This window comes from Bradyrhizobium sp. B097 (assembly GCF_038957035.1).
GTDB lineage: Bacteria > Pseudomonadota > Alphaproteobacteria > Rhizobiales > Xanthobacteraceae > Bradyrhizobium.
The window spans coordinates 1,254,876-1,278,655 of record NZ_CP152412.1 but is presented as its reverse complement, the minus strand read 5'-3'; the positions used below and the strand labels follow the sequence as shown (position 1 = coordinate 1,278,655).

Below are 23,780 nucleotides of genomic sequence, written 5' to 3'. Positions count from 1 at the left end.
CCATGCTGCGCTCCAGACCGTTAGCCCTGCAACGCCGCGTCGAGCGTGATCTTGGTGTTGAGCAGCTTCGACACCGGACATCCGGCCTTGGCCTTGCCCGCCAATTCCTGGAACGTTGCGTTATCGGCACCCGGGATCTTCGCCGATAGCGTCAGGTGCACGGCGGTGATGGCAAAGCCGTCGGCGACCTTCTCCAGGGTCACGTCAGCCTTGGTCTCCATGTGCTCGGCCGTCAGCTTGGCCTCGCCCAGGATCAGCGACAACGCCATCGTGAAGCAGGCGGCATGCGCCGCGCCGATCAGCTCTTCGGGGTTCGAGCCCGGCTTGCCCTCGAAGCGGCTGGCGAAGCCATAGGGGTAGTCCGAGAGCGCGCCGCTCTTGGTCGAGATCGCGCCCTTGCCGTCCTTGATGCCACCCTGCCATTTGGCCGAACCATGGGTCGTCGTCATGCGTTGCTCCGTGAGGTTGGTTGAACCCAGCCTCAACCTACAACGCCAATGCGACGGAAGTGTTCGCCGCGCAGTCGCGATCTCAGGCCCCGACCAGCGCCTTTGCGGGGGTCGTCGCCTGCACCACAAGGCCACGGGCGCGCGCGTCCATCACACCGACCGCGCGCAGCGCGAGCAGCGTCACGGTCTGCACCGTATCGCGCAGCTTGATCGGATCGTCGAGATTGGCCGGCGCCAGCGGGCCGACCAGTGCTTCGTGCAGCGCGCCGAGCAAGGCGGTGGCGGCCAGCCCCGTGTCCTGTGCCGGCAGATGTCCGGCGCGTACGGCGGCGTCGATGCGCATGGCAAGCTCGCCGGAAATATCGCGGCGGCTGGCGAGGCGCGAAGCGGTGACGTCGACATCGACCGGCTCGGCCAGGATGCCCCAGGCCAGCTTGCGCTGCGACAGCACGTGGACCGCAATCGTCGTGACCGCGGCGGCCAGCGCCGATGACGGTCCGGGCGCGGCCTCTGCGGCGCGCCGGATCGCAGACAATTCGTCACGTGAGACTTCGGTGATCAATTCCGAGATCAGCTCGGCCTTCGACGGGAAATAGCGATAGACGGTGCCGGCCGCGACATTGGCCCGCACCGCGACGGGTGCGATCTGGACCGCGGCCATGCCGCCCGCCGCCGCCGCGTCGCGCGCAGCCGACAGGATGGCGCTGCGCCGGGCAGCCAGCCGTTTCACGACCTGATGAGTTCGCCGGTAGACCATGGCGTTCCGCCCCCCAACCGTGTGCCCTGGCCGGCGCCCACCGGCAGAACACACGCGTCTTCAATGTTTTGAACGATTGATCCCGCAACCGTTTGAAGAAGTGAACAACTATTCAGACTGAATGACAAGCTGGAATTGTAAGGATTTTGCGACGGCCGCACGCCACCTCCGATTGAACTGGCGGCCCTCCGGCCGTCGGAAGCGCCAGGTGCCGACAGCACGCAGGTCCGGATCGGGCTTGCGATGGTAAATCGCGCGCCAAGACGATTGCTCGAAATCGAGACATCCGATCTCGCGCGGACCCACCACGTCGCGGTCGCATTTACCCGAATTTATCGGAAGCCGTGGTCGAGTGCGCCCAACGCCACGTGTGGCGTTGCCTCGATGTCCCCGGCCGAGCCAAGAAAGCGCATGTCACTCTCCATCACCAGCCGCGTGAGCAGCCGTAGCGCGGTGCGAGGACTGCTGCCGCTGTGCGCAGCCGTGGGCGCCTATCTGTTCTATCTCTCCGCCGGTGAAATCCTGCTGCGCGATTCCGACACGGAGTGGCAGATCAAGGTCGGACAGTGGATCCTCGAACACGGCGCGATGCCGACGACAGACGTGTTCTCGTTCACCCGTTTCGGCGAGCCCTGGATCTCGAGCTCGTGGCTGTCGCAGGTGGCGTACGCGCTCGTGTACGGCGGCGATTGGGCCGGGCCGGTGATCCTGACGTCGATCGCGATCGGCGCGTCCGTCGCGATCTTCCTGCATCTGTTGAGCCCGTATTTCGATCCGGCGCGTGCACTCCTGATCGCGGCGCTGGCGCTGCTGCTGTCGACGATCCACTTCTTCGCGCGGCCGCATGTGCTGGCACTGCCGGTGCTGCTGGCGTTCATCGGTGGCCTGATCTCGGCCGCGGATCGCCGCACCCATCCGTCATGGTGGCTGCTGCCGCTGATGGCGTTGTGGGCCAATCTGCATGGCGGCTTCGTGCTCGGCCTGGCGCTGATCGGGCCGATCGGACTGGAGGCGGTGTGGAGCGCGGAGCCGAGCCGCCGCCGTCAGCTCATCGTGCGATGGGGATTGTTCGGCGTCGCCGCGCTGGCCGCGAGCTGCGTGACGCCCTATGGCTGGAATAGCCTGCTGGGTGCGACCAAGATCCTCAGCCTCGGCAAGCTGCTGTCGATGATCGGCGAATGGCTGCCCGCGGATTTCAGCAAGCCCAGCTTCTTCGAAGCCACGCTGCTCGGCCTGATCGGCGTCATCTGCTATCGCGGGCTGACCCTGTCGGTGCCGCGGATCCTGTTGCTGCTCGGGCTGATCTGGATGGCGCTGAGCCATATCCGCAACACCGAGGTGTTCGCGTTCATCGCGCCGCTGGTGCTCGCCAAGCCGATCGCCGAACAATGGGGAATGGCAGGCGTCCGCGCCGCCCGCTTCGAGCAAGGACGCGCCGTCCCCGTCGTCACGATCCTGGCGACCATCGCAATGGTGATCGGAGCGTGGGTGACGACGACGATGTTCGTCGCGCAGCACGAGTTCAAATTCCTGCCGGTGTTCTCGCCCGTTGCCGCGGTCGACGTCCTCCAGCAACACAAGGCGCAGCGCGTGTTCAGCACCGCGCCGTTCGGCGGCTACATGGTCAGCCGCGACATGAAGGTGTTCATCGACGGCCGCGCCGAGCTTTATGGCGAGCAATTCGTACTCGACTATTACGCCGCGCTCGATGCCCGCGACGTCGGCCAGCTGCTGGACCTGCTCGACAAATACCGGATCGACGCCACGCTGCTGAGCTCGGACTCTCCGGCCGGAAACGCGCTGGACCACCTCAAGGGCTGGAAGCGGCTCTACAGGGACGACATCGCCGTCATCCATATACGATCGGACGAGACGAAGGCCGGCGTGGTGCCGGCGGCTGAAGGTTCGAACTAGCCTCAGCGCTTGCCGCGCTCTTTGACCGGGATCACGAATTTCAGCCCCGACCACACCGCATCGACGGCGCAGACCTTGATGTCGACCAGGCCGGACGCGAGCCCGATCTCGCGCACCGCTCTGTCGTCGAGATCGGTCGCGACGCCTGAGCTCCTCTTCGGCCACGACACCCAGATCATGCCGCGAGGTGCGATCGCCTCGCGGTAACGCCGCAGCTTGGCGGCAAGCCCTTTGGCCTCGGCGGCGAACAGATGCACGGCATCGAGCGGTGCCCGCGCGGTCTTCGCGATCCGTACATCGGCAGGCAGTTCGCCGACAATGTCGCGATAGGGAACGGACAACCCGTCGACAAAAATACAAAAGCCCGGCTTGAAGCCGAGCTTTTGCACAATCGGTTTGCCGGAAGTGCCGGCCATGGCGGGCGAGGCTTACGCCTGCGGCTGCGGCTCCATGCCGGTGTCCGGATCGGGACGCGGACGCGACTTGCCGGCCGGCGGCACGGCGGAGGCGCGCGGCGTCGACGGCTCGAGCACGGACTCGCGGTTGGGCTTCTTGCCCTTCAGCAGGTCGATGATCTCGTCGCCGGTCAGCGTCTCGAACTCGAGCAGACCCTTGGCCAGGGCTTCGAGATCGCCATGCTTTTCGGTCAGGATCCGGGTCGCTTCCTTGTAGCCTTCCTCGACCAGGCGCTTGATCTCGGAGTCGATCTTCTGGACCGTCGCCTCGGACGCATTCTGGGTGCGCGAGACAGACATGCCCAGGAACACCTCGTCCTGGTTCTCGCCATAGGACACGGTGCCGAGCTCTTCCGACAGGCCCCAGCGCGTCACCATCATGCGGGCCAGGCGGGTCGCCTGCTCGATGTCGGATGCGGCGCCCGAGGTCACCTTCTCGCGGCCGAAGATCAGCTCTTCCGCGACACGGCCGCCCATCATGATGGCGAGGCGCGAGGTCATCTGCTCCAGCGACATCGACAGCTTGTCGCGCTCCGGCAGCTGCATCACCATGCCCAGCGCACGGCCGCGCGGAATGATGGTCGCCTTGTGGATCGGATCGGTCGCGACGACGTTGAGGCCGACGATGGCGTGGCCGCCCTCGTGATAGGCCGTCAGCAACTTCTCTTCCTCGGTCATCACGAGCGACTTGCGCTCGGCGCCCATCATCACCTTGTCCTTGGCCTCTTCGAACTCGGCCTGCGTCACCATCCGCTTGTTGCGGCGGGCGGCGGTCAGCGCGGCTTCGTTGACGAGGTTCATCAGGTCGGCGCCCGAGAAGCCCGGGGTGCCGCGCGCGATGGTCTTGAGGTTGATATCCGGCGCCAGCGGCACCTTGCGGACGTGAACCTTGAGGATCTGCTCGCGGCCGACGACGTCCGGATTCGGCACCACGACCTGGCGGTCGAAGCGGCCCGGACGCAGCAGTGCGGGATCGAGCACGTCGGGACGGTTGGTCGCCGCGATCAGGATCACGCCTTCGTTGGCCTCGAAGCCGTCCATCTCGACGAGCAGCTGGTTCAGCGTCTGCTCGCGCTCGTCATTGCCGCCGCCGAGGCCGGCGCCGCGATGACGGCCGACCGCGTCGATTTCGTCAATGAAGATGATGCAGGGCGCGTTCTTCTTGGCCTGCTCGAACATGTCGCGGACACGGCTCGCGCCGACGCCGACGAACATTTCGACGAAGTCAGAACCGGAGATCGTGAAGAACGGCACGTTGGCTTCACCCGCCACCGCGCGCGCGATCAGCGTCTTGCCGGTGCCGGGAGGGCCGACCAGCAGCACGCCGCGCGGAATGCGTCCGCCGAGCCGCTGGAACTTGCCGGGGTCGCGGAGGAATTCGACGATCTCCTGCAGGTCCTGCTTGGCCTCGTCGACACCCGCGACGTCCTCGAAGGTGACGCGGCCATGCGCCTCGGTCAGCATCTTGGCGCGCGACTTGCCGAAGCCCATCGCCTTGCCGGCGCCGCCCTGCATCTGCCGCGACAGGAATATCCAGACGCCGATCAGCGCAATGAACGGCAACCACGAGACGAGCAGCGAGACGAACCACGGCACGTTGTCGCCGGGCGCCTTCGCGGTGATCTGCACCTTGGCGTCATAGAGGCGCTTCACGAGCGACGGATCGCTCGGCGCGTAGGTCTGGAAGCTGGTGCCGTTGTTGAAGGTGCCGTGAATCTCGGGCCCTTGAATCACGACGTCGCGGACATGGCCCTGATCGACTTCAGTGAGAAGCTGCGAGAACGAGATGTCGGAGGACGACGAGCGCTGGCCAGGATTCTGGAAAAGCGTGAACAACGCCAGCAACAGCAGGACAATGATGACCCAGAGGGCGAAATTCCGCAGATTGGCGTTCATGGTCTTCCTTCGTGGTCGCGCGGATCGCGGCCTCTCTCTAGTCCTTGGGCAGGCTCTGTGGGAATCCCCAGGGAATCCATCCCGTCGATGCCTACAATCTAGGTGCCGCTGGGGTCGATGCCAAGGGAACCACGCACGACTATTTACCGCATCCTAGCCCAATTCCCGGTCAAAAAATGACGCGGAATCCGGTGTTTTTCCGGGGTGGTTAAGCCTCCTTGCCGGATTATGACAGCGGTTGAAACAATCGAACCCGGCTCAGCGGGAACGGGCCCGGCGAGGCGGCGCCGGGCTGATCCTGATGCGGCCGGAGGCGACGCTGATGACCGCTCCGGCAAGCGTCTGTTTCAGCTTGGATTCGCGTTGTCCCGAGCGCTGACTGACGGCCTCATCGACCGCGGCGAGCAGGGTTTCGACCTTGCCGAGTTCGGCCGGCCCCTCATGTCCAGTGCGGTCGATGGCGCGCTTGAGCAGGCGGAGGCGGATCTCGTCCGGCATCACCGCGAACAGTGCCGCGTCGAAGCCCGCATCGAAGTTATCCTCGCTCTTCAACGCAAGATAGCCCTCGGCGCCGTCGACCAGCACCTCCAGCGCGGCGTTGGCGCGCGCGATCCGCGCCGCGAGCCGTGCCAGGTTCCGCGCGTCGCCGCCCTCCTCCGCCAGCAGCGGCATCAGCGCGCGCAGCCGCGGTCGCGTGAAGGACGGATCGCGGTTGGTCGGATCGTCGGCAAAGCTGATGCGCGCCTTCTTCAGCGTCGCGATCAGCTGTGCCTTGGAAATATCGAGCAGCGGCCGCGTCAGCATGACGCCGTCGCGCTCGGTCTCGCGCGCCATCGCCGAGAGGCCCGCGACGCCACTGCCACGCAGCATCCGCATCAACAGCGTCTCGGCCTGGTCGTCACGGGTGTGCGCGGTCACGATATGCGTCGCGCCGTGCTTGCGCGCGGCTTGCGCGAGCAGGCCATAGCGCGCCTCACGCGCGGCTGCCGGCACGCCGGTGCTGGGCTTGGGCCCGCTCCAGCGCAACGTGTGATGCGGCAGGTCGAGGCTTCGCGCCAGCCGTTTGACGTCGCGCGCCTCGCGGGCCGCTTCAACACGCAGGCCGTGATCGACGGTGACCGCCACCAGCCGCGGTCCCTGCGCGAGCGCGCGGCGCCAGCGCGCGGCCAGCCACATCAGCGCGACGGAATCGGGACCGCCCGACACCGCGAGCACGATCGCTGGCGCGCGCGCCAGGCCCGCGAACAGGCGCTTGGCGTCGCTTGCCGGGATGGCGGATCGGTCGTCGGGCATCACAGAACCAGCAGGTCGCGGAAAGGCCGGAAGCGGCCTCCCCCGGCTGGTTTAGCACTTCACGCGCTTCTGCTCGCGGTCAACCGCAGCTTTGACCCCGCCTGACGCGCGCGGGTACTTCCGCGCGATCTCGCCGAACGCGGCGCAGGCGGCTTCTTTTTCCTTCAGCGCCGCCAGCGACTGGCCGAGCCGCAGCAGCGCGTCGGCCGCTTTCGCGGACTTGTCGAACTTGGTGGTCACACCGAGGAAAGTTTCCGCAGCATCGCGATATTGCTGGCGCTGGAAATAGCTTTCGCCGAGCCAGTATTGCGAATCCGCCACCAAAGGATCACTCGGATACTTGGTGGCGAAGTTCTTCATCGTCTCTTCGGCGAGCGCATAGTCCTTGCGCTGCATGTAGCCGATGCCGAGGTCGAACTCGTCCTTCGGCGTCGCCGACGGCGGCAATGTGGTCAGGGCCGCGCTCGCGCCGGGCGCCCGCTGCGGGCTCGTGTTGCCGAGATCGAGCGGCTCGCCCGCGCCGCGGCCGCCGGGCGCACCGGCCGCCGCATCGTTCTGCATCGGCATCTGTCCGCCGCCACCGAGCACGCGCGGAGCGCCGGGGGCATTCGGATTCTGGGTCGGATCGAAGGCATCGCCGCGGCCACGGCGGCCGGGAGCTGCCGCGGGTGCCGGCTCCTGCACGATCGGCGCGGGCGCCGCGATCTGCTGCTGGTCATAGCCGCCCTGCGGCTGCCGGCCATATCCCTGCTGTGGCTGGGCGTTGCCGGGCTGCGCCTGCGGGTACCCCTGCTGCGCCGGCGGCACCGCCGCGACACCGGGCTGGGCCGCCGGAGGCTGTCCATTCGGGCCGGGCGGCTGGCCGCCGAGCTGGCGCAGGCGCTCCTCGAGCTGGCGGTTGCGGTACTGCAGTTCCTCGTTCTGCCCGGTCAGCTGCCGCAGCTGGTTCTCCAGCCGCTCGATCCGCATCTCGGCATCGGAATCGTCGGATTGGGCAAACGCTGGTGCGGAAACGACGAACAGCGCCGCGATAGCCGCGGCGGAAGAAAGAAAATGTAGCCTGGATGACATTTTGCCCTGACGACGAGATCGACGTGAAAAGCGCGCGACTTTGAGGGACGGAGTACGCCAGAATTGTGACTTGCAGTTCAAATCCGGGACAGCGCCGCGGATACCGGTTTAGTACGGACGGTGGAACAAGCAAGCGGCCAATTGCACGCAGCTTCGTTCATCTTGATGAAGCCGGGTCAGGCTCTCACGCGGCCAAAACAGAACCGGCGCCCGAAGGCGCCGGCTTGAACAAATCGATCCAGGATCGCGTCAGGAGCTGGCGTTCAGCACGGTGACGGCGCGGCGGTTCTGCGACCAGCACGAGATGTCGTTACAGACCGCGACCGGGCGCTCCTTGCCGTAGGAAATGGTGCGCATGCGGCTCGGGTCGATGCCACGCGAAGCGAGATAGGCGCGAACCGACTGGGCACGGCGCGCACCGAGCGCGATGTTGTATTCGCGCGTGCCGCGCTCGTCGGCATGACCTTCGATCGTGAAGGAATAGCGGTTGTAGGTCTGCAGCCACTGCGCCTGCTTGTCGAGGGTCGCTGTGGCCTGCGGGCTGAGATCGGTCTGATCGCTCTCAAAGAACACACGGTCGCCGACATTGACCACAAAATCCTGCTGGCTGCCCGGGGTCGCGGCGCCGCCAATTGCGCCATTGGCGTCCAGCGGGTTCTTGTTGGCACAGGCACCCATCGACAACGCCACCGCCAGAACCGCAGCCAGCTTCATACCCTGGAGGATACGCATCTGATGTTTCATTCCGGAGCCTCCACGCTCACGCTCTTCGTACTGTCCATTGGGTCTACAGGGCGATGGTTAAGCGAACGTTCCGTCAACCTTGACGAGACCTTGCTCGAGCCGATCAAATGCCAGGCAATGGCGAAAAGCGCCCCCGATGGTTAATGGGTGGCAAATGTGGCGCGATGGTGAAGGGAAGGCAAGGCTTGCGGGAACCGGCCGCTTTTGCAGGACAATTTGGCCCGCGCGCAACAGTCGATCGATGTCAGATTGATCAGAACGCCGGTTTGCTCAGGGATTCGGCACGATCGAGGCACGCTCGAACGGCCGGACGATACCGTCGGGCTGCAACTGGCCTTCCCGCTCAAACAGCATCCGCCGCTCGAAGGCGCTCGAGCGCAGGAACGGATAGCGGGCGAGCACGCGTTCCCGCACGGTCGGCAGATGCGACGCCATTAACCCGACCGGCTTCACGAGCCCCGGGTAGAGCCGCGGCTCCGACCAGGTCTCATGCAGGAACACACGCCGGTAGAACGCCATGTGCTCGGGCCGGACCGGCGCCAGACCGTAATCGGCGTTGAAATGCACGCCCGCAGTCGAGCCGAGCCGCACCGTGACATAGGGCAGTTCCGGATTGTTCCGCGCCTTGTCGGGATCCGCAACGAAGCGCGTCGAATCGATGAAGACCAGCCCCTGATCGAGTTTCGGCAGCAGCACATCGCCGAACACGTCGAGCGTCGGCGAGGAGCGCCACTCCGGTGTCGCCACGGTGATGCGGATCGAGCTGCAGAGCTCGCCTTGCAGATAGACGCCGAACACCCAGGCGTTCGGTGCATCGTCGAACTGATCGACGACGCGCTCGTCCGCCGAGGGCCGGATCGCGCCTTCGCGCAGATAGGCACGGTAACGCAGCCGGTAGATTTCGTCTTTCTGTTCGGGGGTCTGAGCGAGACGGTAGTCGACTTGATCCAGAGGGTCCGCAAGCCTTCCTGTCGCGGGCTTGATGGCTTCGGCCGCGGACCTCATATGGCACTCCCTGAATCACTCAACAACTTCAACGCGCGAGCCAAAAGATTAACAGCTTCTTAATTTTCGTCAAAGCAATCGCGGCAATACAGTTAACCTCTGACCGCAACGGTGCATTTCGAATCGTGCAGTCAAAGACTCCTACAACTATCGATTGAGAACGGTCGGTGCGTAAGCTCACGCGATCGAGCGCGAGGGAACCACGTGCAGTTGCTCGTCGCCCCGCCGGCCGTGCGAGGCATTGAGCAGCTGGCGAATGCGGACGGCGGGAACCGGCCGGCTGAACAGGTATCCCTGTGCTTCGGTCACCGCGCCGTCGGCACTGATCAGTTCGAGCTGCTCGTTGGTCTCGATCCCCTCGACCACGACCGACATGCCGAGGTCCGCGGACAGCCGCGCCACGCCGCGTAGCAAGGTCAGCGGCCGATCGCTGTCGATGCCTTCGAGGAAGGAGCGGTCGATCTTGACCTTCTGCAGCGGGAAATTGTGCAAATAGCTGAGCGACGAGTAGCCGGTGCCGAAATCATCCAGCGAGATCCGCACGCCAAGCGAGCGCAGTTGCGACAGCACGTCGTGGGTCAGCTCGGTGTTGTGCAGCAGCGAGGACTCGGTGATCTCGATCTCGAGGCGGTGCGCCGGCAGACCGGAGACCTCGAGCGCGTAGCGGACCTCGCTCAGCACGTCGCGCTGATGGAACTGCTGCGGCGAGAAATTCACCGCGACGCTCACTGCCTCCGGCCACTTCATGCATTCCATGCAGGCCTTGCGCAGGATCCAGCGGCCGAGATCGACGATCAGGCCCATGTCCTCGGCGACCGGAATGATGTCGACCGGTGAGACCGTGCCGCGCACCGGATGGTTCCAGCGCAGCAGCGCCTCGCAGGTCGAGACCTTGCCGGACTTCAGGTTGATCAACGGCTGGTAGAACAGCTCGAATTCCTCGTTGGCGAGCGCCTTGCGCAGATCGAGCTCGAGGATGCGGCGGGCCTCGACAGTCTGGGCCATCTCGTCGCGGAAGAAGCAGAAGGTGCCGCGGCCATCGGCCTTGGCACGGTAGAGCGCCATGTCGGCGTTCTTCAGCAGCGTGTCGGCGCCGACGCCGGGCGCGGTCATCGCGATGCCGACGCTGGCGCCGATCTCGACCAGATGGTTGTCGATCTTGTAGCGCTCGCTCAGGCGGTCGACGATGCGCCGCGCCAGCGCGGCGGCGTCCTCATGCGAATGGATGTTCTGCTGGAACACGACGAACTCGTCGCCGCCGAACCGCGCCACGAAATCCTCCGGACGCAGCATCTCGCGCAGCCGTTCGGCGACCGCGCAAAGCAGCTGATCGCCGCAGGGATGGCCGAGCGTATCGTTGACCTGCTTGAACTGGTCGAGGTCGACGAACAGCAATGCGGAGCGATGGTCGCCGTGCTGCATGGCGAGCAGCCGGCCGATCTCGTCGCGGAAATTGACGCGGTTGGGCAGCGCGGTCAGTTCGTCGTAGCGCGCAAGATGGCTGATCCTGGCCTCGGCGTCCTTGCGTTCGGTAATGTCCTCGACCAGCACGACCGTACCGCCGCCTGGCATCGGCTGGAACGTCCAGTCCAGCGAACGGTTCTGGGCCGGATCGGGGTCGCTGGTGACGATGTCGCCGCGCTGGGAGCTCTCGATCTCGTAGAGAATCTGTTGCGCGGCCGCGGCCGAGATCGCGCCGGACAGCACGCAGGCATTGCAGATGTCGGTCGCGCTGGCGCCGCGCTGCACGAAATCGTCGGACAGCTCCATCATCTCGATGAAGCGGTGGTTCATCACCGCAAGGCGGCCGTCGGCGCTGAACATGCACAGGCCGTGCGGCATGTTGTTCAGCGCGGTATCGAACTGGCCCGCCAGCGCGGCCTCGCGCTCCTTGGCGATCCAGGCGTTGACGTAGATGCGCTGCAGGCTGGAGGTGAGATGCCGGATGGCGCTGAAGAACACCAGGCTGAGCAGCGCAAGGGCGATGTGATAGGGGCCGCCGACATACATCAGCGCCGCGATCAGGGGACCGATCGACATCAACAGGTGCAGGTGGAAGATCTGCGGCCGGCCGAAGGTCCGCCCCACTCCCGCCGAGGTGTAGGCGACCACGGTGGTCACGCAGAGCATATGCGCGGCGGCGTCCTTGGTCGTGAGCAGGACGGTGACGCCCCAGATGCCGAGCGAGATGCCATAGGCGATGGTACCGATCCGGTAGCGCTTCTCCCACGTCACGGATTCTTCGACGGTGAGACGGGAACTGCGCTGCTGATAGCGGTACATCTGCAGCGCGCGCGCCAGACCCACCACGATGAACAGCGGCACGCACAGCCAGGACAGCAGATTGCCGGTGACGAACGCAATCACGGCGCCCGCGATGGCGGGGCCGAAGGCGCCGAAGATCATGGGCGCGGGGTTCATGAACAGGGAATCGACCAGCGCCGCGGAGATCGTCGGCGACATCGACTGGTCCGGTTCTCCCGTCTGACTTGCAAACTGCATTGTGAGAGCGCGCGTCCTTTTCAGCTCGCACTCTTACTGATCGCAGGTGAAGTCTTTCTGAGGGAACATCGTTAGCGAGTCGTTGCCGCGACCCATTGATAGCCGAAATTCGGCATAAGTTTCAGTGCGCTAGGTAAGAAGTGCCGACCGCCCCAGGGTTCCCCGGAGCAGCCCTGCGCGAGCCTCACGACAACAGCGGCGACCAGGCGGGGTCGGAGGCAAAACCGGGGGTCGGCACCCGCAGCTCGTTGCGCCCGGAAACGTCGATGGTGAACAGCGACGGACCGCTATTGCCGCCGGGATCGCGGAAGAACATCACGACGCGCCCGTTCGGCGCAAAGGTCGGGCCTTCATTGTGGAAGCCCGAGGTCAGGATGCGCTCGCCGGAGCCGTCCGGCTTCATGATGCCGATCGCGAACTGCCCACCGCCCTGCTTGGTGAACGCGATGTAGTCGCCGCGCGGCGACCACACCGGCGTCGAATAGGTGCCGTCGCCGAACGAGATGCGCTGTGCCGCGCCGCCGGTTGCCGGCATCACGTAGATCTGCGGCTTGCCGCCGCGATCGGATTCGAAGCAGAGCCGCGTGCCGTCGGGCGCGTAAGACGGCGAGGTGTCGATCGCCGGCGTGTCGGTCAGCCGCGTCATCGACTTCGAGCGCAGATCCATCACGAACAGGTTGGAGTTGCCGCCCTGCTGCAGGCTCATGATGACGCGCTGGCCGTCGGGCGAGAAGCGCGGCGAGAACGACATGCCCGGGAAGTTGCCGACGATCTCGCGCTGGCCGGTCTCGATGTTGAGCAGATAGACGCGCGGGTCGCCCTGCCCGAACTCCATGTAGGTGATTTCCTGGGTCGACGGCGAGAAGCGCGGCGTCAGCACGAGGTCCGAGCCGCGGGTCAGATAGCGCACATTGGCGCCGTCCTGGTCCATCAGCGCGAGGCGCTTGACGCGGCGATCCGCAGCACCGCTCTCGTCGACGAACACGATGCGGGTATCGAAATAGCCTTTCTCGCCGGTCATGCGCTCATAGATCTGGTCGGAGATGATGTGCGCGATGCGCCGCCAGTATTCGGCCGAGGTGTCGTACTGCTGGCCCGCGAGCTGCTGGCCGGTGTTGACGTCCCAGAGGCGGAATTCCGCCTTCACGCGCCCGTTGCCCTGGCGTGTCATGCGGCCGGTCACCAGCGCCTGCGCGTTGATGCTCTTCCAGTTGTTGAAGTTCGGCGCCGCGTCGATGTTGATCTGCTTCTCGAGATAGGCGGCCTGATCGATCGGCGCGAACAAGCCGCTGCGCTTCAGGTTGTTGGTGATCACCTGCGTGACGCCGACGCCGACTTCGGCGTCGCCGGGCGTGCCGGCGGCGAAGTTCGGGATCGCGATCGGCACCGGCGCAAACTCGCCTTCCGGAATCGGGATTCGCTTCGGGCCAGCCTGCCCGAAAGCGCTTCGGCTTCCGACAAGCGCGCCGAGAGCGGCGATCCCGGAGATCATCTGTCGACGGTCGAGGCGAAATTTCATGGTCCGCAAATCACTCGTGTTGGTCATTGTCGGTAACTTTTGCTTGCCGTTGGCCAGGCGACGCGGCTGTCCTCAGGTCTTCCGTTCTGTGAACACCGGCGCGAAATACTTCCATTCCTCGAAGAAGGCCGCCGGCAGTCTGTACGGTTGGCATTCGATGATCGCCCGCAGCGCGCTCTCCTGATAGACGCGCAAATAGGGCGTCGCCGGCGTGCCTTCCGGCACCGGCGGCGCTTCGAGCTTGCCCTCACGGTTCAGCTTGATCTCGAAAACGGCCTCGGTCTGCTGCGCCTCGATGCCGCCATAGGGCTTCTTCCAGCAGCGCTCGACCTGCTGCTTGAACATCGCGCCCCAGGTCGCGGAGTTGTCGGCGGCCTTGCCCTTTGCCGTGCCGAGCGAGGCATTGGCGTTGAGCGTATCGCCGGTCGCGGAGGTACGCGTCGGATCGCGCTTGTCCAGCAGCGCTGCGATCTTGCTCTGGTCGAACACGCGATCCTTCGGCTTCTGCTCCGGCGGCGGCTTGGCGGCCTGCTGAACCGGCTTCGGCGGCGGCTTCTTCTCTTCCTTCTTGATCGCTTCCGCGATCGGATCGGGCTTGACCGGATCGGGTTTCTTCTCGACCGGCTTCGGCTCTTCCTTTGGCTTATTCTCCGGCTTGTTCTCGACCTTCTTCGGCGGATCCGGCTTCTTGTCTTCCGGCTTCTCCACCTTCGGCGTCGGCGCCGGCGCCGTATCGGTCACGACAGGCGGCTTCTTGTCATCGATCTTGCCGACGGCATCATCCATCGGCTTGGCCTCGGCGACCTTCTCGACCAGCGGTTTGGGATTTTCCTTCTTGCCGTCCTTCAGGCCGGCCATGACATGGGAGAGTTGGTCGGGCGAGATGACGTCGACGGCAACAGTATCCTCTTCAGGCATCACGTACGCCCTGGTCGAAAACGACACGAGGCCCCACCCGATCACGAGGACGTGCAGGACAATCGATGCCGCCAGAGTCTTGTCGACCTTGACCTTCAAATCAGGCTCCCCGTGCCTTGCCGCACATTGGCCTCGTATTGGAGCATGATCTGATCGGAAAATCGGTCTCCACTTTTCCGGATCATGCTCTATCCACCTTCCGGGATGATGACGATATTCGCCTTGAATCCCGCGGCCCGGACCTCCCCGAGCAATTTCATCATATCCGTGTAACAGACATCCTTGTCGCCACGCAGATAAACCACCTTTTCGGCATCCGACCGGGCGTCCCCGATCGCCTTGATCTTGGCCGGAAAGTCGGCGGCCGTGACCGGCGCGTCGCCGAGATAGAGCTCGACATTCGAGTTGCAGCCACCACCGGTGCGCTTCACCGACAGTGTCAGCGGCGGCTGGTTCGACGAGATCGACTTGCCGCCGCTCGCGACCGGCAGGTCGATGTCGATGTTTGACGTCATCAGCGGCGCCGCGACCATGAAGATGATCAGCAGCACCAGCATCACGTCGACCATCGGCGTGACGTTGATCTCGGCCATGACCGGCTTGCGCCCGCGGCGGCGTCTGCCGCTACCGCCGGACCCTGCCATGCTCATCGCCATGATCGTGCGCTCACAACAGTGACCATCGTAAGTTCGGTTCTTTGTTTGAGCATGATCCTTTCGGAAAACCGGTCTCCACTTTTCCGGATCATGCTCTAGCCCCGCTCGTCGATCTGACGCGACAGGATGGCGGAGAACTCGTCGGCGAACCCCTCCAGGCGCGCGGCCTGCCGGTTCACCTCCGAGGTGAACTTATTGTAGAAAATAGTCGCCGGAATTGCGGCAATCAGGCCGATTGCGGTCGCAAACAGCGCTTCCGCGATACCGGGCGCCACCACCGCCAAGGAGGTGTTTTTCGAGGCCGCGATCGACTGGAAGCTCGACATGATGCCCCAGACGGTGCCGAACAGGCCGACAAAGGGGCCGGCCGAGCCGACGGTCGCCAGCACCAGCAGCCGCCGTTCCAGCCGCTCCACTTCCCGGGCGATCGAGACGTTCATGACCTTCTCGATCCGGGCCTGCAGGCCGGCAAAGGACCGTGATTGGCTCTCGAAGGAGCGCTTCCACTCCCGCATCGCCGCCACGAAACAGGCCGCCATCGACTGGGTCGGCTTGGCCGAAAGGGCCCGGTAGAGTTCCTCGATCGACTGGCCGGACCAGAACGCCTGCTCGAACTTGTCCATCGCTCGCTTGGTACGGGCGTAGAGCAGGATCTTGTCAATCGCGATCGCCCAGACCCACACCGAGCAGGACAAAAGTCCCAACATCACGCATTTGACGACCCAATGAGCCTGCCAAAACAACGCGATCAGCGACACATCGCTCGATGCCAGTGGCAGAGTTGACTGAGCCACGTCGGCGGGATTCATCGGCAATATCCTCTCAACGCAAGTGTCCCCATCAGGCGGGCCGCCCATCGGCACCGATTCCACGGCCGCATCAGGCGCGGCGAAACTGCGCGAAAGCCTCTTGCATCTGTCGCATGGGGGGCCCGTCCAAAGCCGGGCCCTGCTTCCCCTGCCAACATGTCAAAACGAGGGCTTTTCACGCGGCATTCCGACCCTAACCAAACGCTAATCATGGTTAAGGCGAGGTTACCAAAGGGAAATTCGGAGGCGGGAAATGCCGCCGGCGGAGGCGGTTGGCGGGTTCCGCAGATGAATTGGTTGCGCCAGACGGAGGGGGTGCGGGTGCCCCCTCTCCTTGCGTCGTCCTGGCGAAAGCCAGGACCCACAACCACCGCGCTCGGTGATGAACGGGATCGCGGCCCCAGCCGCGCGCAACATTGAGACTTGGGGTAATGGGTCCTGGCTTTCGCCAGGACGACGACGGGGATATGGCGCGATTCAAGCTCAGGTCAAATGCCTGACGATCGCAAGCCCGGCGAACAGACCCGCGATCGACAACGCCACCGAGCCCGCGACATACAGCGCCGCAAGGCCGAGCTCGCCGCGCTCATAGAGCAGCGCGGTGTCGAGCGAGAAGGCGGAGAAGGTGGTGTAGCCGCCGAGGATGCCGGTCATCAGGAACAGCCGCCACGGCTGCGAGGCCTCGCCCTTGAAGGCGAGATAGCCGGCGATCAGGCCCATCACGGTCGAGCCCGTGATGTTGATGATGAAGGTACCGTAGGGAAATGCGGTGCCGATGCAGCGCGCGCAGGTGACATTGATCAGCTGCCGCAGCGTGGCGCCGAGGCCGCCGCCGAAGAAGACGAGGAGATAGCTTGCCGCGTTAACCACCAATGCCCCCGCTGGTGTGTCGAGAAGCTCACAATACGCGCCGCTCAAAAGCTCACCCTCCCCTGGAGGGGAGGGTCGGTTCGCATGAAGCGAAGCGGAATGCGAAACGGGGTGGGATGATCTCTCAACACGGACGGTGTCGCGCGTGGATAGACCGTCACCCCACCCCGCCGCTCATTTCATTCGCGTCGACCCTCCCCCTCCAGGGGAGGATAAGAGGGTCGAGCCGAATTGCGATCTGCGCTCAGCCGGCCTTGCCGAACAGCTCGTCGACGTAGTCCCAGTTGACGAGGCTGTCGACGAACGCCTTTAGATAGTCCGGACGGCGGTTGCGGTAGTCGATGTAGTAGGAGTGCTCCCAGACGTCGACGCCGAGGATCGGCACCGCGCCGTGGACCAGCGGGTTCTCGCCGTTCGGGGTCTTGGCGATCTCGAGCTTGCCGCCCTTGACCTGCAGCCAGGCCCAGCCGGAGCCGAACTGGCCGACGCCGGCAGCGGCGAAGTCGGTCTTGAACTTCTCGAAGCCGCCGAGATCCTCGTTGATCTTCTTCTCCAGCCGACCGGGCAACTTGCTGCCGCCGCCATTCGGCTTCATCCACTTCCAGAAGTGGATGTGGTTGTAGTGCTGACCGGCATTGTTGAAGACGGCCGCGTTCTTGCCGAACGAGCCCTTCACGATCTCCTCGAGGGATTTGCCTTCGAATTCGGTCCCCTTGATCGCGTTGTTGCCGTTGGTGACGTAGGCCTGGTGATGCTTGTCGTGGTGAAACTCCAGCGTTTCCTTGGACATGTAGGGCGCAAGGGCGTCGTGGGCGTAGGGCAGATCGGGTAGCGTGAAGGTCATGGGGTAATGTCCAACAGAGGGTGGGAGACTACACTTAACGGGTCCCCCTTATAGAAGGTTCCACGGCGGAGAAACACCGCATTTTCGGATCGTGTATGACAGATCGGCGCAGCCGAGGACCAAGACCCAGGGACCTGAGACGATGAGCATCGAAATCGACATTCTCAACGGAGATGCGTCGTGGCGGCGCGCCGAGCCGCTGCTCGGGGCGGTCTGGAGCCCGGATATCATGGCGAACAAGCAGTGGGCGGACATCAAATGGGCTCACGCGGATTTGCGCGTGTTTCTCGATGCGCCCGACGATAGCGGGCTCGCCTGCCACGTCGGTATCTATTTCCGGACGATCACCTGGAATGGCCACAAGGTGCATGTCGGCGGCATCGGCGGGGTTGCGACCCGCGAGGATTGCCGGCGGCGCGGCTATGCATCGCTCGCGTTAGATGCCGCCGTGCACACCATTCGTGCCAATGACGCGGTGAAATTTGCAATCTTATTCTGCGAGCCGCACAATTTCGCATTCTACCAGTCGCGCGGCTGGCATCCCTTCGCCGGCGAAGTCACTTGCGAACAGCCCTCCGGGCAGATCCGCTTCGAGGCGATGGCGCCGTTCGTCAACGACATCGTTCGCGCGCCACGCCAGGGCAAGATCGACCTATGCGGCCTGCCGTGGTGACCCCTGCGCGAGCGCGGGTGGCCTGAATTAGACGTGCGTCGTAGCATGTTGATCATCATTTATTGATTCCGAGTCCGAACAATTGACATCGAAGAGCGCCGCATCGGCAATAGGCCCCCTCTCCCGCTTGCGGGGGAGGGCTGGGGTGGGGGCTCTCTCCACGAGTCATTCCATGGAGAGAGCCCCCACCCGGATTGCATCTCCGATGCAATCCGACCTCCCCCGCAAGCGGGAGAGGTGAAGGCAATCAGCGCATGACCATCGATGCCTCGATCGACGACATCAACCCGGCCACGCCTGCGGTACCCGTCGACCATTTGTTGACGGCGCCGATCCTGCCGACGCTGCTGCGGCTGGCGGTCCCCAACACCATTGCGATGTTCGGTTCGACGCTGGTCGCGGTCGCCGAGACGTCCTATATCGGCCGGCTCGGCACCGAGCCGCTGGCGGGCATCGCGCTGGTGTTTCCGTTCGCGATGCTGACGCAGATGATGTCGGCCGGCGCGATGGGCGGCGGCGTCTCGTCGGCGATCAGCCGCGCGCTCGGCGCCGGCGACCGCGACCGCGCCGCCGACCTGGCGCTGCATGCAGCGATCATCGGCGCCTGTGCCGGATTGTTCTTCACGGTGATGATGCTGGGCTTCGGCCGCGACTTCTATGCGCTGCTCGGCGGCCGCGGCGGCGTGCTCGAGCAGTCGATGCATTACTCGCAGGTGCTGTTCTCCGGCGCGATCTCGATCTGGCTGGTCAACACGCTCGCCTCCGTCGTGCGCGGGACCGGCGACATGCGCGTCCCCTCGATGACGCTGATCACCGTCTCGATGATCCAGATCGCGATCGGCGGCGTGTTCGGTCTCGGGCTGTTCGGCATGCCGGGCCTCGGCATGCGTGGCGTCGCCGCGGGCCAGCTCACGGCGTTCACGTGTGGTGCGATCTTCCTCGCCTGGTATCTCGCCTCTGGCCGCAGCCGGCTGAAGCTCGACTTCGCCGCCTTCAGCTTCCAGCGCGCGATGTTCCTCGACATCCTGAAAGTGGGCGCGATCTCCTGCCTGTCGCCGCTGCAGAGCGTGCTGACCATCCTGATCTTCACCAAGATCCTGGCGAGCTTCGGCACCGAGACGCTGGCCGGATACGGCATGGGCTCGCGGCTGGAATTCCTGCTGATTCCGATCGCATTCGCGGTCGGCGTCGCCTCGGTGCCGATGGTCGGCATGGCTGTTGGTGCGGGACTGGTGACGCGGGCCCGCAAGGTGGCATGGACCGCCGGCACGGTTGCCGGACTTGTCGTCGGAGTGGTCGGCCTCGTGGTCGCACTCAAGCCGACACTGTGGATTGCGCTGTTCACCACCGATCCCGGCGTGACCGCCGCCGCTTCGTCCTATTTCGCGCTGGCCGGCCCGGCCTTCGGCTTCTTCGGCGTCGGCGTCTGCCTGTATTTTTCCTCGCAAGGCGCGGCCAAGGTCGGCGGGCCGGTGCTGGCTGGGACCATCCGCCTGCTGCTGGTCGGCATCGGCGGCTGGTGGCTCGCCACCGCGAGCGCCCCGGCGTGGACGCTGTTTGCGCTGGTCGGAGGTGCGATGGTGGCATTCGGCCTCGCGACCATCGTGTCAATCAAGCTGACCCGTTGGGGCTAGACCCGCAGCGCCGGAGCTCGCGCTGCGCTTTCAGTCGCGACATGGCACCGCCACCCTTCCGAGCCTTGCCGGAGCATGGCGGCCTCGGAAAGAAGCTACAAAATTTTCCGGATCGTGCCCGCCTGATCGCGCGATTATTACATTGCAGAAATCTTTCGACTTGATATGCAGGCCGACCTCTTGGGGAACACGTCATGGCCTGCAAATTCGGATTCGTGATCGCAATCATTGCGACGGCACTCGCTGTGCCTGCCGCACATGCGCAAGGCGCGCCTGAGCCATTCGGCGTCTGGCAGACCCAGGCCGGCGATGCCCGCATCAAGGTCAGCAAATGCGGCGGCGGCATCTGCGGCGTGGTGGCGAGCCTGCGCGACCCGATCGATCCGATGACCGGCAAGCCGCAGGTCGACAACAAGAATCCCAATCCGTCGCTGGCCAACCGGCCGATCATCGGGCTGCCGTTGTTCTCCGGCATGCAGCCGGTTGCCGCGGGCAAATGGTCGGGCCAGATCTACAATGCCGATGATGGCGGCACCTATGCGAGCAGCATCTCGGTCACCGGCGAGAGCACGCTGCGCGTCGAAGGCTGCGTCGGCGCGCTGTGCGGCGGCGAGACCTGGACGCGGGTGGGACGCTGATCCTTGGCCGAGCAGCAAACGCGGAGAAAGCTGCGCCCCCTCTCCCGCTTGCGGGGGAGGGTTGGGGTGGGGGCTCTCTCCTCTAGTCACACTGTGGAGAGAGCCCCCACCCGCATCGCATCATTCGATGCGATGCGACCTCCCCCGCAAGCGGGAGAGGTGCACCGAGTTTGCCGCTTGATCAGCGCTACACCGCGCGCGTCTTCTGCACGGTGGCGGCCGAGGCGTAGCCGCCGCGGGCGCCGTCGATGAAGTGGACGTGGTCGGCGCGCATCACCGACGGCGTGAAGCAGGTCATCATCGCGGCATCCTGCTCGTGCAGGCCGTAGCGCACGATGCCCTGCGCGGCTGCGGCAACCAGGCGCTGCTCGAGCTCGGCGGCGAGTTCCGGCGTGCAATCCAGGATCATGCGCAGGCCGTCGTCGAACTTGCGGAAGTCGGAATTCTCGACCAGCTGCCGCACATAGTTTTTCGGCACGAACTTGCCGACCGGGATATTGAACCGCATCAGCGTATAGGCCCACAGCGTGAACGCGAGCACCGTGGCACGGCGCAGTGCAAGCGAGCCGCCGCGCCGCGCCCGCGCCTCGTACTCCATTCCCTGAGGCGGCCAGCGCAGCGGCGGGCCATTTGCCGGCACCGGCCGTCCAGCCTCCGGGCTCTTCTCGACCAGCACGACAATATCCTCGATCACCTTGCGGAAGGCAGCCGGATCGACGTCCTTCGCCGGCAGCACCAGCACCGAGAGGATGACGCCGCGCACTGAGGGCATCACCTCGAAGCGGCAGGACAGGCCGGACAGATCGGGCTGCGTGCCCTCGGGCGCCGGATCGACCGCGAACGCGCCGCGCTTCATCGCGGCATCGGCAAACGCAAGACCGCCGCCCGAGAACATCGCATAGGACAGATTGGCCGACGGCCCGAAGCGCGCGATGCGCACGTCGGCGCCCGCGGCGCGGATCGCGGACATCGGCACCAGCGCCACCCGCAGCACCAGGTCAAGATCATCGCGCACCCAGCGTGCGGTCGCCGCGAGCGCCTCGCGCGCTTTGTCGAGATCGGCGGGCGCGACCGCGAAGCTCGCGCCGTCGCCGCCGAACACGAAGGGGAATTCGCGGCCCTCCAGCGCATTGGTGACGGCGGCAACCACCGCGGCACCGGCCATGTTGACCGCCTTGTAGCGCTGCGCCGCGATCGCCCTGGTCGACTCCACGATATCGGCGACGCCGACCGTCCAGTCATCCGGCAATGGCGCATACAGCGCCGGATCCATCAGGCGCGCGAAGCCGCGAAACACCGGAATGCCGCCGTAGAAGATCTCGCTGCCGCCAGCCATCGCAACGCCGTGCTGTGTTCGTCCGTCACGAAACTCTCTAGCAGATACGGCGCAGGTTGGGACCGGGTTTTCCCTCGGAGCCCGCGCCCTCTGTCACCGTCACCCTGAGGAGCGCGCCTTGGCGCGCGTCTCGAAGGGTCGACGGCCCGACTGTCGCCACGAACGGATGGTGCCCCATGAATACATCCGGGGCCGATTCATCCTTCGAGGCTCGCTCCGCTCGCACCTCAGGATGACGGGGATAGAGGGCGCATCTCTAGCACTTCACGCCGCCTCGCCCGTTCTCCTCCACGGCGGAAACGGATCGCTCAGCCGCGCCCAGGCCTTCGGGTCCATGCCCGGCCGGCCGGTGACGAGGCAGGCATCGAGCCGGCGGCGGATGTCGGCTTCGTTCATGCCTGAGCCGATGAAGACCAGCTCCTGCCGGCGATCACCGTAGAGATCGTTCCAGCTCCGCTGCATCATCAGCCGCCAGTCCGGATGATCCGGCCAGCGCTCGCGCGGGATAGCCGCCCACCACGAGCCGAGGCCTTCGGTCCGGACGATCGCGCCGGCCTGGCTCATCTCGCCGCACCAATCCGGGCGCGTCGCGATCCAGAAATGGCCCTTGGCGCGGATCACGCCTTGCCAGCTCTCGCACAGGAACCCGTGAAACCGCACCGGATCGAATGGGCGCCGCGCGCGATAGACGAAGCTCGTGATGTCGTATTCCTCTGTCTCCGGCACGTGCTCGGCAAAACCGTAAAGCTCCTTGTGCCAAAGCGGATGCTGCTGCGCGCGTTCATGGTCGAAGCGGCCGGTGTCGAGCACGCGGTCGAACGGCACGTTTGCAAAATTCGCCTCGACGACGTCGGCGTCGGGATTGAGCGCGCGCACGATGGTGCGGGCAGCTTCGCGCTCGGCCGGCGTCGCGGCATCGACCTTGTTCAGCACGACGACATCGGCGAACTCGATCTGCTCGACCAGCAAATCGACCAAGGTGCGCTTGTCGCCGTCGAGCGCCTCGCCGCGCTGGCTGAGGAAATCGGTCGAGGCATAGTCGTTCAAGAGATTGGCGGCGTCGACCACTGTGACCATGGTGTCGAGGCGCGCGACGTCGGACAGGCTCTGGCCATTTTCGTCGCGAAACTCGAAGGTCGCGGCGACCGGCAGCGGCTCGGAAATGCCGGTGGATTCGATCAGCAGATAATCGAAGCGGCCGCTCTCGGCCAGCGCGCGCACCTCTTTCAGGAGATCGTCGCGCAGGGTGCAGCAGATGCAGCCATTGCTCATCTCGACCAGTTTTTCGTCAGTCCGGGACAGGTTCGCACCGCCGTCGCGGACGAGGTCGGCGTCGATGTTCACCTCGCTCATGTCGTTCACAATCACCGCAACCTTCAGGCGGTGGCGGTTGTTCAGCACGTGGTTCAGCAAAGTGGTCTTTCCAGCCCCGAGGAAGCCGGACAAGATGGTGACGGGGAGTTTTTGCATCGAGATTAAACAGTTGCTGGAGGGATAGGCGGCGGCGGGGCATGGCACGTAGTTTTACGTAATGTTATAACATAACATCATTAGGACGCAGACGTGTCAAGCGCCGGTGTGCGGCGCGCCGCATCGTTTGTCTGTCTGCGAAACCGTAGCCCGGATGAAGCGCAGCGAAATCCGGGATGTTCCTCGGCGGTTGAAGTGCCCCGGATTGCGCTGCGCTCCATCCGGGCTACGAACTGCCAGTCCCTTCATGCTGAGGAGGCCGCGCAGCGGCCGTCTCGAAGCATGCACGGCCCCGCTGCAGCAGCTCGGCCGTGCATCCTTCGAGGC

21 protein-coding genes are annotated in these 23,780 nt (G+C 65.0%); 4 read left to right on the top strand and 17 right to left on the bottom strand.

Annotation, left to right across the window (positions count from 1 at the left end; genetic code table 11):
• Positions 1-20 precede the first annotated feature (20 nt).
• Complete coding sequence (locus AAFG07_RS05735; RefSeq protein ID WP_092123474.1) at positions 21-449, bottom strand: OsmC family protein; 429 nt, start codon at positions 447-449, stop codon at positions 21-23.
• Positions 450-531: 82 nt separating this feature from the next.
• Positions 532-1,206, bottom strand: coding sequence for a TetR/AcrR family transcriptional regulator (locus tag AAFG07_RS05730; RefSeq protein ID WP_342726389.1), 675 nt, complete (start codon positions 1,204-1,206; stop codon positions 532-534).
• 411 nt (positions 1,207-1,617) lie between these two features.
• Between AAFG07_RS05730 and AAFG07_RS05725 the strand changes: the two genes are divergently transcribed.
• Positions 1,618-3,120 carry a hypothetical protein gene (locus AAFG07_RS05725; RefSeq protein ID WP_342726388.1) on the top strand — a complete coding sequence of 501 codons (1,503 nt, stop codon included), beginning with the start codon at positions 1,618-1,620 and terminating at the stop codon, positions 3,118-3,120.
• Between the two features lie 2 nt (positions 3,121-3,122).
• Here the strand turns inward: AAFG07_RS05725 and AAFG07_RS05720 are convergent, their stop codons facing one another.
• From AAFG07_RS05720 to AAFG07_RS05660, 13 genes are all read right to left on the bottom strand, one after another.
• The gene (locus AAFG07_RS05720) at positions 3,123-3,536 is read right to left on the bottom strand and encodes a DUF3052 domain-containing protein (RefSeq protein ID WP_342726387.1); all 414 of its coding nucleotides are present in this window, start codon (positions 3,534-3,536) and stop codon (positions 3,123-3,125) included.
• Positions 3,537-3,548: 12 nt separating this feature from the next.
• The gene (gene ftsH, locus AAFG07_RS05715; protein ID WP_097676103.1) at positions 3,549-5,471 is read right to left on the bottom strand and encodes an ATP-dependent zinc metalloprotease FtsH; all 1,923 of its coding nucleotides are present in this window, start codon (positions 5,469-5,471) and stop codon (positions 3,549-3,551) included.
• 258 nt (positions 5,472-5,729) lie between these two features.
• The gene (gene tilS, locus AAFG07_RS05710) at positions 5,730-6,764 is read right to left on the bottom strand and encodes a tRNA lysidine(34) synthetase TilS (RefSeq protein WP_342726386.1); all 1,035 of its coding nucleotides are present in this window, start codon (positions 6,762-6,764) and stop codon (positions 5,730-5,732) included.
• 51 nt (positions 6,765-6,815) lie between these two features.
• Positions 6,816-7,835 (bottom strand): tol-pal system protein YbgF, encoded by a 1,020-nt coding sequence (gene ybgF / locus AAFG07_RS05705; protein WP_342726385.1) that lies wholly within the window; start codon positions 7,833-7,835, stop codon positions 6,816-6,818.
• A 249-nt stretch (positions 7,836-8,084) separates the two neighbouring features.
• Positions 8,085-8,579, bottom strand: a complete 495-nt coding sequence (gene pal, locus AAFG07_RS05700; protein WP_092123460.1) for a peptidoglycan-associated lipoprotein Pal — start codon at positions 8,577-8,579, stop codon at positions 8,085-8,087.
• Positions 8,580-8,849: 270 nt separating this feature from the next.
• The gene (locus AAFG07_RS05695; protein ID WP_212320437.1) at positions 8,850-9,584 is read right to left on the bottom strand and encodes a hypothetical protein; all 735 of its coding nucleotides are present in this window, start codon (positions 9,582-9,584) and stop codon (positions 8,850-8,852) included.
• Between the two features lie 177 nt (positions 9,585-9,761).
• Positions 9,762-12,086, bottom strand: a complete 2,325-nt coding sequence (locus AAFG07_RS05690; protein ID WP_342726384.1) for an EAL domain-containing protein — start codon at positions 12,084-12,086, stop codon at positions 9,762-9,764.
• 184 nt (positions 12,087-12,270) lie between these two features.
• Entirely contained in the window at positions 12,271-13,605 is a 1,335-nt protein-coding gene (gene tolB, locus AAFG07_RS05685; protein WP_342729062.1) for a Tol-Pal system beta propeller repeat protein TolB, read from the bottom strand.
• A gap of 72 nt (positions 13,606-13,677) precedes the next feature.
• On the bottom strand, positions 13,678-14,622 hold the full coding sequence (locus tag AAFG07_RS05680; protein WP_342726383.1) for a protein TolA: 945 nt from the start codon (positions 14,620-14,622) through the stop codon (positions 13,678-13,680).
• 89 nt (positions 14,623-14,711) lie between these two features.
• Positions 14,712-15,179: a biopolymer transporter ExbD gene (locus AAFG07_RS05675; RefSeq protein ID WP_212320444.1), complete on the bottom strand. Its 468-nt coding sequence runs from the start codon at positions 15,177-15,179 to the stop codon at positions 14,712-14,714.
• Between the two features lie 95 nt (positions 15,180-15,274).
• Positions 15,275-15,988, bottom strand: coding sequence for a protein TolQ (gene tolQ / locus AAFG07_RS05670; protein WP_016846954.1), 714 nt, complete (start codon positions 15,986-15,988; stop codon positions 15,275-15,277).
• 483 nt (positions 15,989-16,471) lie between these two features.
• The gene (gene crcB, locus AAFG07_RS05665; protein WP_342726382.1) at positions 16,472-16,858 is read right to left on the bottom strand and encodes a fluoride efflux transporter CrcB; all 387 of its coding nucleotides are present in this window, start codon (positions 16,856-16,858) and stop codon (positions 16,472-16,474) included.
• A gap of 244 nt (positions 16,859-17,102) precedes the next feature.
• Positions 17,103-17,702 (bottom strand): superoxide dismutase, encoded by a 600-nt coding sequence (locus AAFG07_RS05660; protein WP_021078629.1) that lies wholly within the window; start codon positions 17,700-17,702, stop codon positions 17,103-17,105.
• Positions 17,703-17,844: 142 nt separating this feature from the next.
• On the opposite strand from AAFG07_RS05660, the gene AAFG07_RS05655 reads away from it, so the two are divergent.
• From AAFG07_RS05655 to AAFG07_RS05645, 3 genes are all read left to right on the top strand, one after another.
• On the top strand, positions 17,845-18,375 hold the full coding sequence (locus tag AAFG07_RS05655) for a GNAT family N-acetyltransferase (RefSeq protein ID WP_342726381.1): 531 nt from the start codon (positions 17,845-17,847) through the stop codon (positions 18,373-18,375).
• Between the two features lie 254 nt (positions 18,376-18,629).
• Positions 18,630-20,009: an MATE family efflux transporter gene (locus AAFG07_RS05650; protein WP_342726380.1), complete on the top strand. Its 1,380-nt coding sequence runs from the start codon at positions 18,630-18,632 to the stop codon at positions 20,007-20,009.
• A gap of 194 nt (positions 20,010-20,203) precedes the next feature.
• Positions 20,204-20,647: a DUF2147 domain-containing protein gene (locus AAFG07_RS05645; protein WP_342726379.1), complete on the top strand. Its 444-nt coding sequence runs from the start codon at positions 20,204-20,206 to the stop codon at positions 20,645-20,647.
• A 187-nt stretch (positions 20,648-20,834) separates the two neighbouring features.
• On the opposite strand, the gene AAFG07_RS05640 is transcribed toward AAFG07_RS05645, so the two are convergent.
• Entirely contained in the window at positions 20,835-21,983 is a 1,149-nt protein-coding gene (locus tag AAFG07_RS05640) for a DUF3095 domain-containing protein (RefSeq protein WP_342726378.1), read from the bottom strand.
• A gap of 264 nt (positions 21,984-22,247) precedes the next feature.
• The gene (zigA, locus tag AAFG07_RS05635; RefSeq protein ID WP_342726377.1) at positions 22,248-23,453 is read right to left on the bottom strand and encodes a zinc metallochaperone GTPase ZigA; all 1,206 of its coding nucleotides are present in this window, start codon (positions 23,451-23,453) and stop codon (positions 22,248-22,250) included.
• Positions 23,454-23,780: the final 327 nt, after the last annotated feature.